The 14,061-nt window shown below is 61.6% G+C and carries 16 protein-coding genes; 3 read left to right on the top strand and 13 right to left on the bottom strand.

Going from position 1 to position 14,061, the window contains the following annotated elements; all coding sequences use genetic code 11:
- Positions 1-27 precede the first annotated feature (27 nt).
- From ACVMIH_RS01855 to ACVMIH_RS01795, 13 genes are all read right to left on the bottom strand, one after another.
- Positions 28-438 carry a TadE/TadG family type IV pilus assembly protein gene (locus tag ACVMIH_RS01855; protein ID WP_456860534.1) on the bottom strand — a complete coding sequence of 137 codons (411 nt, stop codon included), beginning with the start codon at positions 436-438 and terminating at the stop codon, positions 28-30.
- Entirely contained in the window at positions 438-1,757 is a 1,320-nt protein-coding gene (locus tag ACVMIH_RS01850; protein ID WP_456860532.1) for a pilus assembly protein TadG-related protein, read from the bottom strand. The genes ACVMIH_RS01855 and ACVMIH_RS01850 overlap by 1 nt, the downstream gene beginning before the upstream one ends.
- A gap of 8 nt (positions 1,758-1,765) precedes the next feature.
- Positions 1,766-2,239 carry a hypothetical protein gene (locus ACVMIH_RS01845; protein ID WP_456860530.1) on the bottom strand — a complete coding sequence of 158 codons (474 nt, stop codon included), beginning with the start codon at positions 2,237-2,239 and terminating at the stop codon, positions 1,766-1,768.
- A 6-nt stretch (positions 2,240-2,245) separates the two neighbouring features.
- Positions 2,246-2,881 carry a methyltransferase gene (locus ACVMIH_RS01840; RefSeq protein ID WP_253587248.1) on the bottom strand — a complete coding sequence of 212 codons (636 nt, stop codon included), beginning with the start codon at positions 2,879-2,881 and terminating at the stop codon, positions 2,246-2,248.
- Between the two features lie 18 nt (positions 2,882-2,899).
- Positions 2,900-3,805 (bottom strand): type II secretion system F family protein, encoded by a 906-nt coding sequence (locus ACVMIH_RS01835; RefSeq protein ID WP_168856859.1) that lies wholly within the window; start codon positions 3,803-3,805, stop codon positions 2,900-2,902.
- Entirely contained in the window at positions 3,802-4,728 is a 927-nt protein-coding gene (locus tag ACVMIH_RS01830) for a type II secretion system F family protein (RefSeq protein WP_229190216.1), read from the bottom strand. The genes ACVMIH_RS01835 and ACVMIH_RS01830 overlap by 4 nt, the downstream gene beginning before the upstream one ends.
- Positions 4,728-6,173: a CpaF family protein gene (locus ACVMIH_RS01825; RefSeq protein ID WP_456791938.1), complete on the bottom strand. Its 1,446-nt coding sequence runs from the start codon at positions 6,171-6,173 to the stop codon at positions 4,728-4,730. Before ACVMIH_RS01825 ends, ACVMIH_RS01830 begins: the two co-directional genes overlap by 1 nt.
- On the bottom strand, positions 6,170-7,372 hold the full coding sequence (locus ACVMIH_RS01820) for an AAA family ATPase (RefSeq protein WP_229190218.1): 1,203 nt from the start codon (positions 7,370-7,372) through the stop codon (positions 6,170-6,172). Before ACVMIH_RS01820 ends, ACVMIH_RS01825 begins: the two co-directional genes overlap by 4 nt.
- A complete protein-coding gene (gene cpaB, locus ACVMIH_RS01815) occupies positions 7,372-8,337 on the bottom strand; it encodes a Flp pilus assembly protein CpaB (RefSeq protein ID WP_168856862.1) in 966 nt (321 codons plus the stop codon). The genes ACVMIH_RS01820 and cpaB overlap by 1 nt, the downstream gene beginning before the upstream one ends.
- Before the next feature lies 1 nt (position 8,338).
- The gene (locus ACVMIH_RS01810; RefSeq protein ID WP_057017078.1) at positions 8,339-8,845 is read right to left on the bottom strand and encodes an A24 family peptidase; all 507 of its coding nucleotides are present in this window, start codon (positions 8,843-8,845) and stop codon (positions 8,339-8,341) included.
- A 72-nt stretch (positions 8,846-8,917) separates the two neighbouring features.
- Positions 8,918-9,133: a Flp family type IVb pilin gene (locus ACVMIH_RS01805; RefSeq protein ID WP_057017077.1), complete on the bottom strand. Its 216-nt coding sequence runs from the start codon at positions 9,131-9,133 to the stop codon at positions 8,918-8,920.
- A 91-nt stretch (positions 9,134-9,224) separates the two neighbouring features.
- Positions 9,225-9,440, bottom strand: a complete 216-nt coding sequence (locus ACVMIH_RS01800) for a Flp family type IVb pilin (protein WP_028334082.1) — start codon at positions 9,438-9,440, stop codon at positions 9,225-9,227.
- Between the two features lie 353 nt (positions 9,441-9,793).
- Positions 9,794-10,090 carry a hypothetical protein gene (locus ACVMIH_RS01795; RefSeq protein WP_456860526.1) on the bottom strand — a complete coding sequence of 99 codons (297 nt, stop codon included), beginning with the start codon at positions 10,088-10,090 and terminating at the stop codon, positions 9,794-9,796.
- A 757-nt stretch (positions 10,091-10,847) separates the two neighbouring features.
- On the opposite strand from ACVMIH_RS01795, the gene ACVMIH_RS01790 reads away from it, so the two are divergent.
- The 3 genes from ACVMIH_RS01790 to ACVMIH_RS01780 all read left to right on the top strand — a co-directional run bounded on the left by ACVMIH_RS01790 (position 10,848) and on the right by ACVMIH_RS01780 (position 13,936).
- Positions 10,848-11,384 (top strand): LabA-like NYN domain-containing protein, encoded by a 537-nt coding sequence (locus ACVMIH_RS01790; RefSeq protein WP_038377452.1) that lies wholly within the window; start codon positions 10,848-10,850, stop codon positions 11,382-11,384.
- Between the two features lie 122 nt (positions 11,385-11,506).
- Positions 11,507-11,965 carry a hypothetical protein gene (locus ACVMIH_RS01785; protein ID WP_057017075.1) on the top strand — a complete coding sequence of 153 codons (459 nt, stop codon included), beginning with the start codon at positions 11,507-11,509 and terminating at the stop codon, positions 11,963-11,965.
- A 270-nt stretch (positions 11,966-12,235) separates the two neighbouring features.
- Positions 12,236-13,936: a TolC family outer membrane protein gene (locus ACVMIH_RS01780; protein WP_057017074.1), complete on the top strand. Its 1,701-nt coding sequence runs from the start codon at positions 12,236-12,238 to the stop codon at positions 13,934-13,936.
- Positions 13,937-14,061: the final 125 nt, after the last annotated feature.

Below are 14,061 nucleotides of genomic sequence, written 5' to 3'. Positions count from 1 at the left end.
GATCAGCCTCGCCGAATCGGGTTCTGCTCAGAAGGGAATCGTGGTCGACACGCTCGGCGCGTTGAGGGACGTGCCCCAGATCGGCATGATCATGGCAAAGCCCGATAGGGATGCTGTCACCGTCAGCGCCGAGGCGCCTGCCGTCGTGGTCACCGTCGGCGTGAGACTGGCGCCATACAGGAAGGGAGCAACGGCCTGCTTCTGCGCAAGCGTCAGATAGTCACCGGTACAGCTGGATGGTGAATTGGACGCCAGCACAGCGGGCGTGTAGCAGCTGATCATGTTCGCCCGGGCCCCGGCATCCGCAAGCAGGCGCAGCGACTGCATCGTGATCGCGTAGCGTCCGAAATCAAAGACGGCGAAGATCAGCGTGAACAGGGGCACAGCAATGAGGCAGAACTCGAGAGCCGCCACCCCGCGCTGGTCGAGCCTTTTCATCACTGCACCAGGCGCACGGTTTGAACGTTGGGCCTTGCTGCCCCATCCGACGAACACTTACTGTTGTCCAGGCTCGTATTGCCCTGGAAACTCACCGCGTAGGCTATGACCTGATAGCAACCGGTGCCGGGGGCACTCGACGAGCTGTTGCCTCCGTATGTAACTGGTGCATTCGGGATATAGACCGTGCCATTGAAATAGCTGGTCGAAGTGCCACTGATATTGACGCCTTGCTTCGAATACGCCTCACCGTCATAGATCAGCAGATCCGTCATGAGGGCCTTGACCGATGCTGACAATACGGACGGTCCAGTAGGCGACTTCATTGCCGTGAGCTGGATCGTCGGGGTCCCTGTAATGGTGAGCGTCGCTCCCGCGAAAAATATCAGGGTCGCCGTACCGGTTATGGTCGGATTCATATTGATCTTGACGTTCCCCGAAAAATAGTAGGTGCCGTTTAATGCGCCGCTGAACGTCGGATTATTGGAGCTATTGTAACAGCTGCATGTCTCATATGGCTGGGGTACTGCGTTGTTGTTATTGTTCGCGAAATCTGACGTCTTCAACGCGGACAGTGCCGTGTTGACTGCACTTAGCGGATCAGGGATCGGTTGCTGATAGGTTTGCACGCCGGTGCATTGACTTCCGCCCGTCTGGGAGCAGCCGCCGACCGTGTAGCTCGGTGCATTCACCGAGATGCCCGAATTGCCGATGAAGCCGATCGCGTTCGACGCGCTGCTGTCCGACGAGATACCGCAGTTTGCTGACGATACCGTAGCGCTGCCCTGGAAAGTAACGGGGTCCTTCAACGCCAACACGCATGGAGGTTTCGCCAAGCTATCGAGCTTGGCGACCGCCGTCGCGGCGATCGTGACCGTCGACAAGCCAAGCACCTGAGCCAAATATCCCGGCTGCTGCTGGCTGATGGTGGCCTGAACGTATGTCCCCGCCACCCCGTTCCACGACGTCAGCGAGGCGACCTGGACGGTCCGCGTGACGCCGCTGGTCGCCACACATCTGGAGCCGGGATAGGCGGTGTCGCCGGAATTGCAGAACGTATTCTGAGCCGCCGCCTGCTTGCCGCGGTAATCGTATGTCTGGGTGTTGTTGCAGGTCGTGCCCGGCTGCGGGGCGCTGTCGCACGCGAGCCGCAAGGCGCCGGCATAGGCAGCCGCATCAGCCGCACCCTGGGCGCGCTGCTGGGTGACGTACCACGACCCGGCTTCACCGCCGAGCGCCATCATCCCGATCAACGGGATCAACGCAATCACAGTTGCGAATGCGGCCGAGCCGCGACGGCAATGAAGCACGTTACGCATGGAACACCTCATTGAAACCGTTCCGAATAGGTCAGCGTGAACGAACAAGGATTGGTATTGGTGCTGGTGCAAATCGCCGACCTCAACACCATTGGCGTCAGCGTGATCGTCGTTGAATAAACGTAGTACTTCGGCTGGGACGGATCAGAATTGGTCGAATCGCAGACCGCATTGCTCTCGCCACAGATGAGCTGGATGCTGGGGATCGGATAACGGGAATCGGCCTTGGCGAGCGCGGCTGTCGCCCAGCTGGATGCGTTCGTGACGTCGCCCGGCGGGGAATACTGGATGGACTGTCCGAACCCGCGCAGCGCTGCGAGCGCCTGGATGTATTGAAAGCCCGCCAGCGCGAGGTCGGCAAGCGGCAGCAAAATAACCAGGAACAGGAAGGCGAAAACGAACAGCATCTCGAACGCGACGGCGCCGCGTCGATCCGCGATCAGGGAACGCCTGCCGATCACTCGGCTTTTCCAGCTCTGCATCGCCGCTCACCAGACATAGGGAATCAATCTCCAGCGCGACGCCTCGTAGCTGGAATATTCAGGAAGCGTGCGCCGAAGCACGTCCTCCTCGTAGTGAATTCGCCAGACCTGGATGCAGATGTGCAGGATCAGCAGGCCCACGGTCATCCAGCTCAGATGCTGCAGCACGACACCAAGGAACACGATTTCTTCCGACAGATAGAGCGGGTGCTTGATCCACCGATACGGCCCGGTTTGCACCACCGAACGCGCCTGCGGCACCAGGCTGAACGACCGTCCGAGATGACGAACGGTCACGAGGATCATGATCATGCCGGTCAGCACGAAAACCGCAGACAACAAATTCGGCAATGCGCCCTCGGTCTTCTCGAAAAACGTGATCGTCCATGGCCAGTAGGTGCCGACGAACGCCGCAATCCTCGGCAGCAGGCCTTCGGCCTGCGCCTTTGCGGGGCCGCGGATCAGGATCAGCAGCGCCAGCATCAGGTAAAACACCGCGACGAGAAAGTTCGAGACGAGCGACGGCCATGGCTGCCCCGTCTTCGCAAGATTGGTCGTCACGGCAAGTCCCAACAGCAGGAACCATGCGCTGCCCAGGAATCGGGTCGCCCGATCGTAGGCCAGGTTCGTCGAAAGACTCATTGCAGCTGCGCTCATGGCTCAATTGCCGAGGTTGGAGAATGTACGGATCAAATGAAGGAACGGGCTTCCGCCCAGAATGACGAACATCGCCGGAAGCAGGAACAGCACCATCGGAACGGTCAGCTTGGCGCCCAGTTTGTGCGCCCGCTCCTCGAGCTTGGTGATGCGTTCGCGGCGCAGATCGACTGCGATGCTGCGCAGCGCCTGACTGAGCGGCGTGCCATATTGCAGGCTCTGGCTGACCATGGTGCCGAAGCGACGGAGGCCCTCCGACGTGGACGCAAGCTTCTCGAACGCGTCGGCACGGTTCGGCAGGATCCGCAGATCATCGAGAAGACCGCGCAGCACGTGGGTGATAGCGGGATTGGTCTCCCGCATCTCCTCCGCCACACGCTCAATCGCGCTCTCCAGGCCCATGCCGGCTTCGCTGCAAACCACCAGCAGATCGATGGTGTCCGGCGTGCCGAGCCGGATCGCGGCATCGAAGCGTCGCTTCACGACCAGCAAGATCAGGCGCGGAATCATGATTCCAAACGCCAGGCCAAGCAGCGTGAAGATCATCACGTCGCTGAACGGCCGTCCAAGAATCTGCGAAATAGAGAAAGCCGCGATCGGCAGCACATATGTGCTGACCGTCTTGAAGCCGATCCAGATCGGCAGGGTTCGATAGTGATTGAACCCTGCCGACTGAAGAACCATCCTCAGCTGGTCGAGATTTTCCTGGGCGTAGTAGCGCCTGTAGCGCATGCCGACCGATGAAAGCCAGCCGATCAGATCCTTCGAATTCGATCGATCGGAGATGCCCAGCACGGCATTCGAGACACGCGTGTCCAGGGTGCGCAGATGTATTTCGCGAATGACCAGCAGGAAGGTCGCGGCCGCGAGTGCGACGGCAAGCGTGGCAAAACCGAGAACAGCCGTCATAGGGTGGTTTCCCTTCTGACCATCCAACGGATCACGAAATGCCCGATCAGGACCGAGCACGCCGCATAAGCGAGCAGCACGTTTCCTTGTGGATCGAACAACAGCAGGTCGACCGACTGCGGATTGATCAGGTAAAGCAGCCCGCCGATAACGACCGGCGCACAGGTGAGCGCACGCGATGAAAAGATGACCTCTCCCGCCAAGGCCTTCGCACGCGCCGCCAGCGCGACCCGCTGACTCACGGTCTCGCCCAACGTCTGCAGCGTTTCCGCCAGGCTGCCGCCGGTCTTCAGTTGCACCGCGAGGGTTACCGCAAACATCGCATACTCCGACACCTGCGTTCGCTGATAGATCTCCTCGACGGCTTCCTCGGGCGACCTGCCCAGGTTCAATTCATGACAGACGATGGCAAATTGCCCGGATGTCGGTTGCGGCATCTCGCGGGCGATGGTGCGAAAAGCTTCGTGCACGGGCAATCCGGACCGGACAGTACTCGTCACCAGCTGGACCGCATCGGGAAGCTGCTGGAAGAGCTGGTTTGCAAAGCGATGTTGCTGCCATCCGAACAGACCGCGCACGACCATGATGGCGACGCCGACAGCCGCAATGGCTCCATAGGAGCCAGGGAACCGCAGGAATCCATTGACGTAGAGAATTCCTGCCGCTGCCATTCCCCCTGCAAGCAGCACATAGACCGGTCGTACGACGTACACCATATCAGGGCGGTAATTGGCAAAGCGCTGAAGCGCGCGCCAACGCGACGTCTTGGCCGCGCGACGGATGGAGACCAAGGCTGCTGCTTCAGCCGTCGGCAGCGCAATCTCGAGCTGGCGATCCATTCGTCTCTGTCGTGCGTCGAGCCAGAGGGTGTTGGCCCCAGCACACAACAGAAGCACCAGAACGATGATCAAGGGCGTCGACATCAGATGTGCCTCATCGCTTCTGCCCAGGCCCGATCGAGCCCGTAATAGACGAGGCGGCTCTTGAACTTCGGAACCGCATTGGTGGAGCGGTAGGTGCCGGATATCCGCCCCTGGACATCCTCGTCCTTGTACTCGAACAACGCGATGTCGTTGGTGGTGATCACCTCGCCCTCGAGGCCGATCACCTCGCTGATCTGCACGATGCGGCGCTGGCCATCCCGCATGCGCTCGACCTGCACAATCAGATCCAGGGCGGCGACGATCTGGGAGCGGATTGCGCGCGATGGCAGATTGACCTGCCCCATCTGCACCATGTTCTCCACGCGGGTCAGCGCGTCGCGGGTACTGTTGGCGTGCACGGTGGAGATCGATCCATCATGGCCGGTATTCATCGCCTGCAGCATGTCGAACGCCTCGGCGCCGCGCACCTCACCGACGACGATGCGGTCCGGACGCATACGAAGTGCGTTCCACAGAAGGTCGCGCTGGGTCACCTGGCCGGTGCCCTCGAGGCTGGCCGGACGGGTCTCCAGGCTGATCACGTGCGGCTGCTGAAGCTGCAGCTCCGCCGCGTCCTCAATCGTGACGATGCGCTCGCTATGGTCGATGAACTGACTCAAGGCGTTCAGCAGCGTCGTCTTGCCGGAACCGGTGCCTCCGGAGACCAGGACGTTGAGCCGGCAGCGGGAGGCGATCTCCAACAGCTGTCCAAGCGCGGCGGTCATCGAGCCGTTTTCGATCATCCCGGCGATGTTCAGACGCCGGTTCGGAAATTTTCGGATCGAGATGCAGGGGCTATGAATCGCCAGCGGCGGCAGGATGATGTTGACACGGCTGCCGTCCGGCAGACGGCAGTCCACCATCGGGCTGGATTCATCCACCCGCCGGCCGACCTGCGAGGCGATCTTCTGTGCGACCGAGGCGATATGGTCATTGTCGCGAAACCGGACCGCGACCCGTTCCAGCTTGCCGGCCCGCTCGACATAGACGTTGCTCGGCCCGTTGATCATGATGTCGTTGATCGTCTCGTCGAGCAGAAGCGGACGCAGCGGCCCGTAGCCGGTCATGTCGTCGGCGATCTCCTCCGCCAGGAAGAGCTGCTCGCGGCCCGACAGCTCCAGCCGCTCCTGGTTGGCGATGCCGTGGATGATTTCCTCGATCTGCCGCCGCAGGACGTCGCGGGGAACGGTCGCGGCCACCGACGGCTCGATCTGCTCGATGACCCGTTCGCGCAGGGATGCCGACATCACCGGATGGTGGGTCGCAGGTTCTTCATGCTTCGGCGCCGATGCAAACAGGCTGGACGCCGGTGACGCCACGCTCGGTTCCACCGGCGGCAAGGGTGGCGGCGCCGGCCGCGCGCTTGGCGCCGCTGCCGGGGCGTCCGGCACCGCTGCGGGCATCCGCACTGGCATTTCGTCTGCGCGCCTGCCGAACTTTTTCATAGCCCGAGCCACCTCTTCCACCCGGCCCTCTTCTTGGCACCGACGCCGGTGATTTCCCGTACGATCGGGGCAAGGTGGCGCCGCAGACCGGATACGTGCTTCAGAGCCGGAACGCCGAGGTTGACCGCCTGGGTCATTCCCTTGCCGAGATCCGGGATCACCATGTCCGGCTCGGCGCCCAACGCCTTGACGATCGTCGCCCTCGGCAGACCGCCGGCGCGGTCGGCGCGATTGAGCAGGGTAAACACCCGATCCTTGCCCGCGATGTTGGTGACGGCGTTGCGCAGCGCATGGGCATTGCGCAGGCCGGTGACTTCGGCCTCCAACAGCACCAGCACATGACGGGACATCTGAATGACCGGATAGATCGATGCCGGGAACGGCACCGGCACATCGACAACGACGTAGTTGAACCGCTGACGGAGCAGGCCCAGCACGTGCCGCACGCCGGCTTCGGTGATGTCGAGCTTGGCATCGAGCTCCTCGTCGCCGGAAATCAGGCAGACCCGATCGTTCACCTCGATCGCGGCCCGTTCGAGAAACAGCGTGTCGGCCCGCATCGGGTTTTCAAGGGCGATGCGGAGGCCGGGTCCAGGACGAACACCCAGCATCACCGCGGTCTCGCCGCCCTGCAGATGCAGGTCGAGCAACGCCACCTTGGCCTTGGTGGTTTCGGCCAGTTGCAGCGCGAGGTTGATCGCGACGCTGGTCGCTCCGGCGCCGCCCTGCGCACCGCAGATCGACACCACGTGCCCGCCGCGGTCGTTCTGGGCCGGCGCGACGTCCCCGATCAGCTTGGGACGCAGCTGGTCGAGCACCATATCCCTGGTGATCGGCGTCGGCAGGTATTCAGTAAGGCCGATCTCCATCAGCTCGCGGTAGAAGATGATCTCCCTGTTGTCGCCAATCAGGGCCACCTTCACATCGGGCGGACAGACACTGGAGAGGCGTTCCAGTTCAGTGAAGGGATCATCGATCCCGCTGATGTCGGTCACCAGCGCGTACAGATCGGTGTCGGTCTCGAGCATGCGTGTCGCATGACGGATGGTACCGCGCCGGATCACCAGATTGCTGCCGTCGAGACCCTTGCGGAGGGCTGCCGCGCTCAGCTCGTCATTGACGAAGCAGACGATGCGGTTGCGCGCGACAAGAGACGTCGTCTCTTCGGGTTGTTCCACCACTGCCATGTTCGCACTCATCAACGTTTCTCCGATCCCTTGCCGACGTCACTCGCTGCCGCTGTAGTCTGACGATCGAGTTCGGACGGCACGTCGCAGCCCGCGCGGGCGTCGTCGTCAAGATCCTGCCTCCTGACCGAGTATTGCTTGACCTCGCTGCCGGTATAGATCGCGACCGTCGTGCTCTGGCCGGCAATCGCACTCTGGCGCGCCAGCTCCGGCGATACGTCGCAGCTGGACGTTACGCTTGTGTCGGCCTTGCCCCACTGCTCGGCCGCAGCGCGGATGACGAGCGACAGCGTTCCGAGCTGCTTTGCGACGGCCACCTTCTTGACCTGATCCGGCTTGAGCTCCAGTGACACGGTCTGCGCCGTCTTGCCCGGGACGGCATTGGTGATCGGACGGCCGCCTTGCGCAATCTCCTGGTCGATCGCGATCACGCGCACATTGGACAGAACGGTTTCGCTGACGGCTCGCTTCACCGGCGCGGCCTTCTCGAACACCTGGGTCAGCACCACGTCGACATTGTCGCCCGGCCTGATCAGACCGGACACACCGGTCTCCTCGTCGACCTTGATGCTGATGGCGCGGCTGTCCGGCGCCAGGACGCTGGCAAGGAAGCCGCGATCCTTCGGACGCAGGATGTCGTCCAGTGTAATCGCGCTGCCGGCTTCGACGAACTTGCGAACCAGCGAACCGGGCAACCCGGCCTTGGAGTCAGGCGTTTCAAGGATCGCCCCCGCAGGGACACGGTTCGGTGCCGTCTGGCGCACCGCGAAATCTTCGTCCCGCGCCAGCGTTCCCTTCGAAAGCGGGCGGGTCGCGACAAAGTAGCCGACCGTCGCGGCCGCAGGCGCAGGCTTCTCTTCGACTGCCTGCGCAACAACCGGATCTGCAGGTCGGTTCATGCTGTAGGCGATCATTCCAAGCGCCGTAGCCGCAAGCAGCAGCACCATGATGATCGAGACACGGAGAGCGGACGACATGTCAAATTCCTTTGCTCAAAATGGCCCAGATACCGCCGCATGCGATGGCGACCCCGTAGGGAAGCGGTGCATGTCGCAAATGACGCCAGCGCTCGACCGCGTAGACCCGGCGCATCAGCGATGATCCGACGGGCGCCAGCCTCGGTTGGGGCAGACGGCGCATCATCAGATGCACCGCGGCCAGAACGCCGCCGGCCAGTGCAGTTGCCGTCAACAGTTCAATCACGCCGGTCAGCGGCAGACCGATCGCCAGGGCAACCAGCAACTTGACGTCGCCACCGCCGATCGCTCCCCGCAGGTAAATCACGAAGAGCGCCAGGAACAGGATTGCGGCAACGATCAGCGACTGGCCGATCTGCATCGGACTGGCCAATTGGCCGACGATCCCAAGGAACGCCAGCGCCAGACAAATTTCGTTTCGGATCAACCGTGTCGCGATATCGATCGTTGCGACATACAACAACAATGCGATTTCCAGACACAAGGTCGTGGACGCAATCCAATTCATGAAATAATCGCCTTAGAAAAATGGCGGGGGGCAAAAAATAATGCCCCCCTCCGGAGCGCCGTCCCTCTGGACTTAGGCGCTAACCGCGTTGGCAACCGCGGTGCCGATCGAAGTGAGCGAGGTGGTCAGAACACTGCCAATGCCACTCGCGGTACCCGTACCGAACGCTGCGGAAACGGCAGCGACGATACAGGCGGCGACGATCACGTACTCGAACGACACAACGCCGTCCTTGTCCGTGCGCAAACGCCTCAATATTTCTGTGACCTTGATATATGACTGCAACATAGGAGAAAGCCTCCTTAAGGCTCGCGCACATCGCAATCCGGTTGACCGCTGTTGACAGAAAGAATCTGCCAACAGCATTCAACATCCGGAGTTAAGCGGAGACTGCGGTGGCGACCTTGCTGGCGATCGTGGTGATGGAGGCGTTCAGAACCGAGCCGATGCCGCTGGCGGTACCCGTACCGAACGCAGCAGAGACGGCGGCCACGATGCAAGCGGCGACGATCACGTACTCGAACGACACAACGCCGTCCTTGTCCGAGCGGAGACGCTTGAAGGCTTCGGTGGTCTGGATGTACAGCTTCAACATAGGAAAATATCCCTTTTACGATGAAATTTACGCAATACGTTGGCGGGGGGCAAAATCCGGGTGCCAACTAGCATTTTCTTATAATGCGTCGCGAGAAAACTGTCGATTGGTAATCGTTTATTAACCCTACCGGCGTAGCGGCGCACACCTTCTCCTCGGCGAGGCGCTCCGACAACGATGCACGAAACCCCTTAAATTGTAGGACTTTCGACATTTCACACTATTTCAACTTCGCTGCTCCGTGCGAATACGGTGACAGCGTCGGACGTGATGCTGTCACGACAACGACCTCGGAGGTGACGGTGTCACGATCCGGTTCCATTCCCCGATGGCCGTTTGCAGGATTGCTCGTTTCAGTAGCAGGTCCCCGAATCCCCTCCGAGCCGGCCGCAACCCTCCCCGTTGGATTGTCGCCACTGCGTGACCGCCAGCGGCGGCGGCTTGCTCCCGTCCGCCGGCGCGGCCGATAGCCTGCTGCGCTCCTCTTCGAGGAGCTGCGAATGCAGCTTCTGGATCTGGATGTTGCGCTCGAGCAGCGACATCGTTCTTGTCTGAACCTGCTCGGCCAGCGCCTTGCGCAGCGCATTCTCGCGGTCGAGCAGTTCGGGAAACGGCAGCAGCGGACGTACGAGGTCGGTCGCCTTGATCACGCAGGACGCCCGCGCCACGGCTTGCGCGATCTGATCCGGAAACGCGCTCCGGCATTCCGCGAGCGCGCCGCTCAGGTTGACCGTTGCCGCCGTCGGTGTCGGTACCGGTGCCGCCTCCGGTATCGTTGTCGCCGCTGGTGCCGGCTCTGTGGGCGCTGTTGCCGTCTCCGTTGTTGGCTCCGCTACCGGTCCCGCCTCCTTTTCGATGGCTTGGCGAGCGGCCCCGCAGCAGGTCAGCAGGAAGCAGAGCGCGACAACGACCAGGCATCGCGCGCGCTTCGGCCAAGCCTGTCCATCCCGATGCACCATCGGGTGTCCGGCGGGCGCAACAGCTGTGCCGCCATGCGTCGCGTTCCGAGAACGAAATGTCCGTGCAATCAGGGACGCAGAACCGCGCTCTCCACCGTGGCAAGCAATTCGTATTGGCAAAAATGACGTCTTCAAAAATGGCCCAGCGCGAAATGGCACCGGCCCCAGCTGATTGATTTTAGATACAATTTAGCTGTTCACGCAATAGCGACCTTGCGCATCGGCGGCCCGCAAGTCGATCGCGCCGCTGCGCTGCACTATTGGCGCAGCATCGGCGCGTGCGCCCGATGAGAACCGTGTCGACGGTTGGCGAAAATTTCCGCTTCTTCCCGGCCAAGCCCTTGCTCTAGGATTAGCCATTTCAGCTAGGGTGCTCACCCACGATGCGCCCGTGGAATTTCAGAACCACAGCATAAAGTGACTGATCCGGGCGTCATGGGGATTTGAGATGGCCGATCGCATTGCACTTTTCATTGATGGTGCGAACCTCCACACCACTGTCAAGAACCTCGGCTTCGAAATCGACTTCCGGCGACTGCTCTCGGAGTTCGGCAAGCATGGACAGATCGTTCGCGCCTACTTCTACACGGTCGTGAGAGACGACGACGAGTTCAGCAGCCTTCGGCCGCTGGTGGATTGGCTCGATTACAACGGATATGCGGTCAGGAGAAAGTTAGCCAAAACGCACGATGACGGCGAAGGGCGGCGGCGAATGAAGCGCAGCATCGGCATCGAGCTCGCGGTCGACGCATTGGAAATCGCGCACCGCATCGACCACGCGTACCTGTTCTCTGGCGACGGTGATTTGCGCGCCGTTGTCGAAGCCGTCAGGCGGGCTGGTGTCCGCGTGACGGTCGTTTCCAGCATCCGAACCAAGCCTCCCATGATCGCCGATGAGCTTCGCAGGCAAGCTGACGTCTTCCTCGAACTCGAAAGCCTCAGGGCATCGATCGAACGTCCAGCGCACCCGATCGCGCCCGAGTGAAATCGCGGGCGCCTCTTCCGGCGAGGAAGCAAAGCAGCTCTGCTTGTCCGTAAATCACCGAGTTGCGCGAGTCGGGCGCTGACATCACTATCCTCCAAACAACGAAACAGAGGGTAACACCCATGTGGAGGTCGGTCGGCTGCCTGTTGCTGTTCTTGGCGGCGACGAGCGCTGCGATCGCCGAACCTTCCCGGTTCACCTGCGACGCGCCGCGGGGCAAACGGGTGGAGCTCGGCCCGTCAGGCAAAGGCGGTGACGCCCAGTGGATCGATGACGATCTCGATACGGTCCGGCCCGCCGTCGTGATCGATGGCGACACGTTCACGGTCACCTGGGGGACATCTGTCGCGGCAGAAGGCAAGGGAGGAGCCAAGCTCACGACCTACGTCTTTGCGGCTGCCCGCCGTACCGCCGCGTCGATCTTTGCGACCCGCACCGACGACACCACGGCCGAGATTTTCCGGTTCTATTTTGGCGATAAGTCGCTCTACAAACTAACGAGCCGACTGGGAGGCCCCTCCGCGGACACCAAGGCCGCGCCCTTCGTTGCAACCTACCTGGCGACCTGTCGCCAGCAGTAGCCGGCTGCCGCCAACCTTAAGATGGGCTTAACTGATCTTTCATGTTCCGGTCCCCGGTGTTGCGGCTCGGCACCAGTTCGCGCGATCACAGAACATCATATAAATCACTGAATTTTAATAAAAATGTTTAGATTTGCGCGCACTGGACCTCGGATGGTTCGGCCCCCACTTAGGGCGCCTGTGTGGCTGAAATGTCATAGGTCGCGGAACTGTCCTTTGTTACCCTTTGGAGGATTCTACATAATATTTTTGTGAGTAGGGGCTGAGATTATGAAGTCGGCATACACGGTCATAGCGTGCCTATGTCTGGCGGCAACGCCAGCATGTGCCGAGGTTTTTTCTATTAATGATGCTTTGCGCCAGGCCATGCAGACCAACCCGGGTATCGGCGAGGCTTCGGCGAACCGGCGGGCGACGGAAAGCGAACTGCGGCAAACCCAAAGCACACTGCTGCCGCAGGTGCGCATTGACGCCAGCTACGGCCCGGAAAAATTCGATCAATCGCCGGGCTTCATCACCCCGAACATTCAGGCGGCACCGACCGTGGGCTCAGGACCATGGCGCAATGGCAGCCAGGAATCGGTCGTGGTGCGCCAGCTGCTGTGGGACGGTTTTTCGTCGATCTATGACGTCTGGCGCCAGACCGCGCGGGTCAATGCCGCCGCCTCCCGCGTCAAGGAGAGAACCGAGCTGCTGGCCCTCGACGCCGCCGAAGGCTACATGGACGTCGTCCGCTACATCCGTTTGGTCAGCCTCGCCCAGCAGAACGTCGCCAACCACGAGAAGATCTTTGCAAACGTGAACTCCCGCTTCTCGGGTGGCCGGGCCGGCGAAGGCGACCTGGAGCAAGCGCGGGAGCGCGTCGAAGCTGCCCGTGCGGCACTCGCCGAATTCCAGCGCAGCCTCGATGACGCCCGGGCAAAGTACCGCAAGGTTGTTGGCCTTGAGCCGATCAATGTTCGCTTCCCCGCCCCTCTCGCAGGATTGCCGCACAGCCGCGACGAAGCGCTGGCGACCACCCTCCGATTCAATTCGACGATCGCGGCGGCCCAGTCCGACGCCGACGCCGCCAAGCATGCGTTCAAGGCCACCGACGGCACGTTCGGCCCGAAATTCTATCTCGAGGGACGGGCAACCCATTACGACAACTCCTACCCCTACGTGGCGACCCCCGGGACTCCCTCCATCACGCATGAGGACTACAGCGGCAAGGTCGTCATGTCGTGGGACATCTTCCGCGGCGGCCAAGATGCCTGGAACAGGTCAGAGAAGGCCGAGCGCTATACCGAAGCCACCATGCGCCACGCCCGCCTGCAGCGCGACGCGTATGAGTCGATCGACAAGGCGTGGAATGCCCGTACAATTACGGCTACCCGCATCGGTGCTCTGACCCGTGAGCTGGAAGCAGCCAGGAAGACCATCACGGCGTTCCAGAAGGAATATGAACTCGGCCAGCGTTCGCTGATCGATCTCCTGAACGCGCAGAACCAGTTCTTCAACGCATCGGTCTCGCTCACCTCCGCCCGCAGCGTCGTCGTTTTCGCCGACTACCAGCTGCTGGCCGCGATGGGGACCCTGATTGAGTACCTGAAGGCTCCGCCGCCGGTCGATGCTGCGCCGACGGACATGCTTTCGATTGGCCTGCCCCGCTACTCGTTCCCGACTCTTCGCGTGAACCTCCCGCAAACCGGGTCCGAGCCGCTGCACGTCGCCGTTCCGGCGCCTGTCGCCCGTCCTGCCAAGACCTATGCGGCAACCCAGCCGAAGGACGTTGGCTTTGCGGACCGTTTCACCGGTGCGACGACGACCGCAGCGGTGCCCGGTTCAACGGAATGGATGCAGCAGCAAAAGACGGCTGCGGACGGCCCGAACGTGATTTACGCGGATCCGTCGGTCACGGCGAACGCGAGCTCCTATGCGTCGACCAAGCCCCACTGGCTGCTGTCGGCCTTCCCGAGTTCCGCTCGATAGTGACCGCCAACAAGCTCAGGACAGGACTGCCGGAAGGGCCCCAAGTCGGGGCCCTTTCGATTCCTTATTAATCGTTAAGATAAGTTTCGCTGAATTTGTTCGCTGTTTGTTGTAGTCTGCCCGAA

It is taken from the genome of Bradyrhizobium sp. USDA 4503 (genome assembly GCF_054055815.1).
The sequence above is the reverse complement of the archived record's forward strand: the minus strand, read 5'-3'. Positions and strand labels throughout refer to the sequence as shown.

Bases quoted from the DNA above. Each gene is read 5' to 3' on its own strand.
- ACVMIH_RS01855 (WP_456860534.1), bottom strand. From the start codon at position 438: ATGAAAAGGCTCGACCAGCGCGGGGTGGCGGCTCTCGAGTTCTGCCTC.
- ACVMIH_RS01850 (WP_456860532.1), bottom strand. From the start codon at position 1,757: ATGCGTAACGTGCTTCATTGCCGTCGCGGCTCGGCCGCATTCGCAACT.
- ACVMIH_RS01845 (WP_456860530.1), bottom strand. From the start codon at position 2,239: ATGCAGAGCTGGAAAAGCCGAGTGATCGGCAGGCGTTCCCTGATCGCG.
- ACVMIH_RS01840 (WP_253587248.1), bottom strand. From the start codon at position 2,881: ATGAGTCTTTCGACGAACCTGGCCTACGATCGGGCGACCCGATTCCTG.
- ACVMIH_RS01835 (WP_168856859.1), bottom strand. From the start codon at position 3,805: ATGACGGCTGTTCTCGGTTTTGCCACGCTTGCCGTCGCACTCGCGGCC.
- ACVMIH_RS01830 (WP_229190216.1), bottom strand. From the start codon at position 4,728: ATGTCGACGCCCTTGATCATCGTTCTGGTGCTTCTGTTGTGTGCTGGG.
- ACVMIH_RS01825 (WP_456791938.1), bottom strand. From the start codon at position 6,173: ATGAAAAAGTTCGGCAGGCGCGCAGACGAAATGCCAGTGCGGATGCCC.
- ACVMIH_RS01820 (WP_229190218.1), bottom strand. From the start codon at position 7,372: ATGAGTGCGAACATGGCAGTGGTGGAACAACCCGAAGAGACGACGTCT.
- cpaB (WP_168856862.1), bottom strand. From the start codon at position 8,337: ATGTCGTCCGCTCTCCGTGTCTCGATCATCATGGTGCTGCTGCTTGCG.
- ACVMIH_RS01810 (WP_057017078.1), bottom strand. From the start codon at position 8,845: ATGAATTGGATTGCGTCCACGACCTTGTGTCTGGAAATCGCATTGTTG.
- ACVMIH_RS01805 (WP_057017077.1), bottom strand. From the start codon at position 9,133: ATGTTGCAGTCATATATCAAGGTCACAGAAATATTGAGGCGTTTGCGC.
- ACVMIH_RS01800 (WP_028334082.1), bottom strand. From the start codon at position 9,440: ATGTTGAAGCTGTACATCCAGACCACCGAAGCCTTCAAGCGTCTCCGC.
- ACVMIH_RS01790 (WP_038377452.1), top strand. From the start codon at position 10,848: ATGGCCGATCGCATTGCACTTTTCATTGATGGTGCGAACCTCCACACC.
- ACVMIH_RS01785 (WP_057017075.1), top strand. From the start codon at position 11,507: ATGTGGAGGTCGGTCGGCTGCCTGTTGCTGTTCTTGGCGGCGACGAGC.
- ACVMIH_RS01780 (WP_057017074.1), top strand. From the start codon at position 12,236: ATGAAGTCGGCATACACGGTCATAGCGTGCCTATGTCTGGCGGCAACG.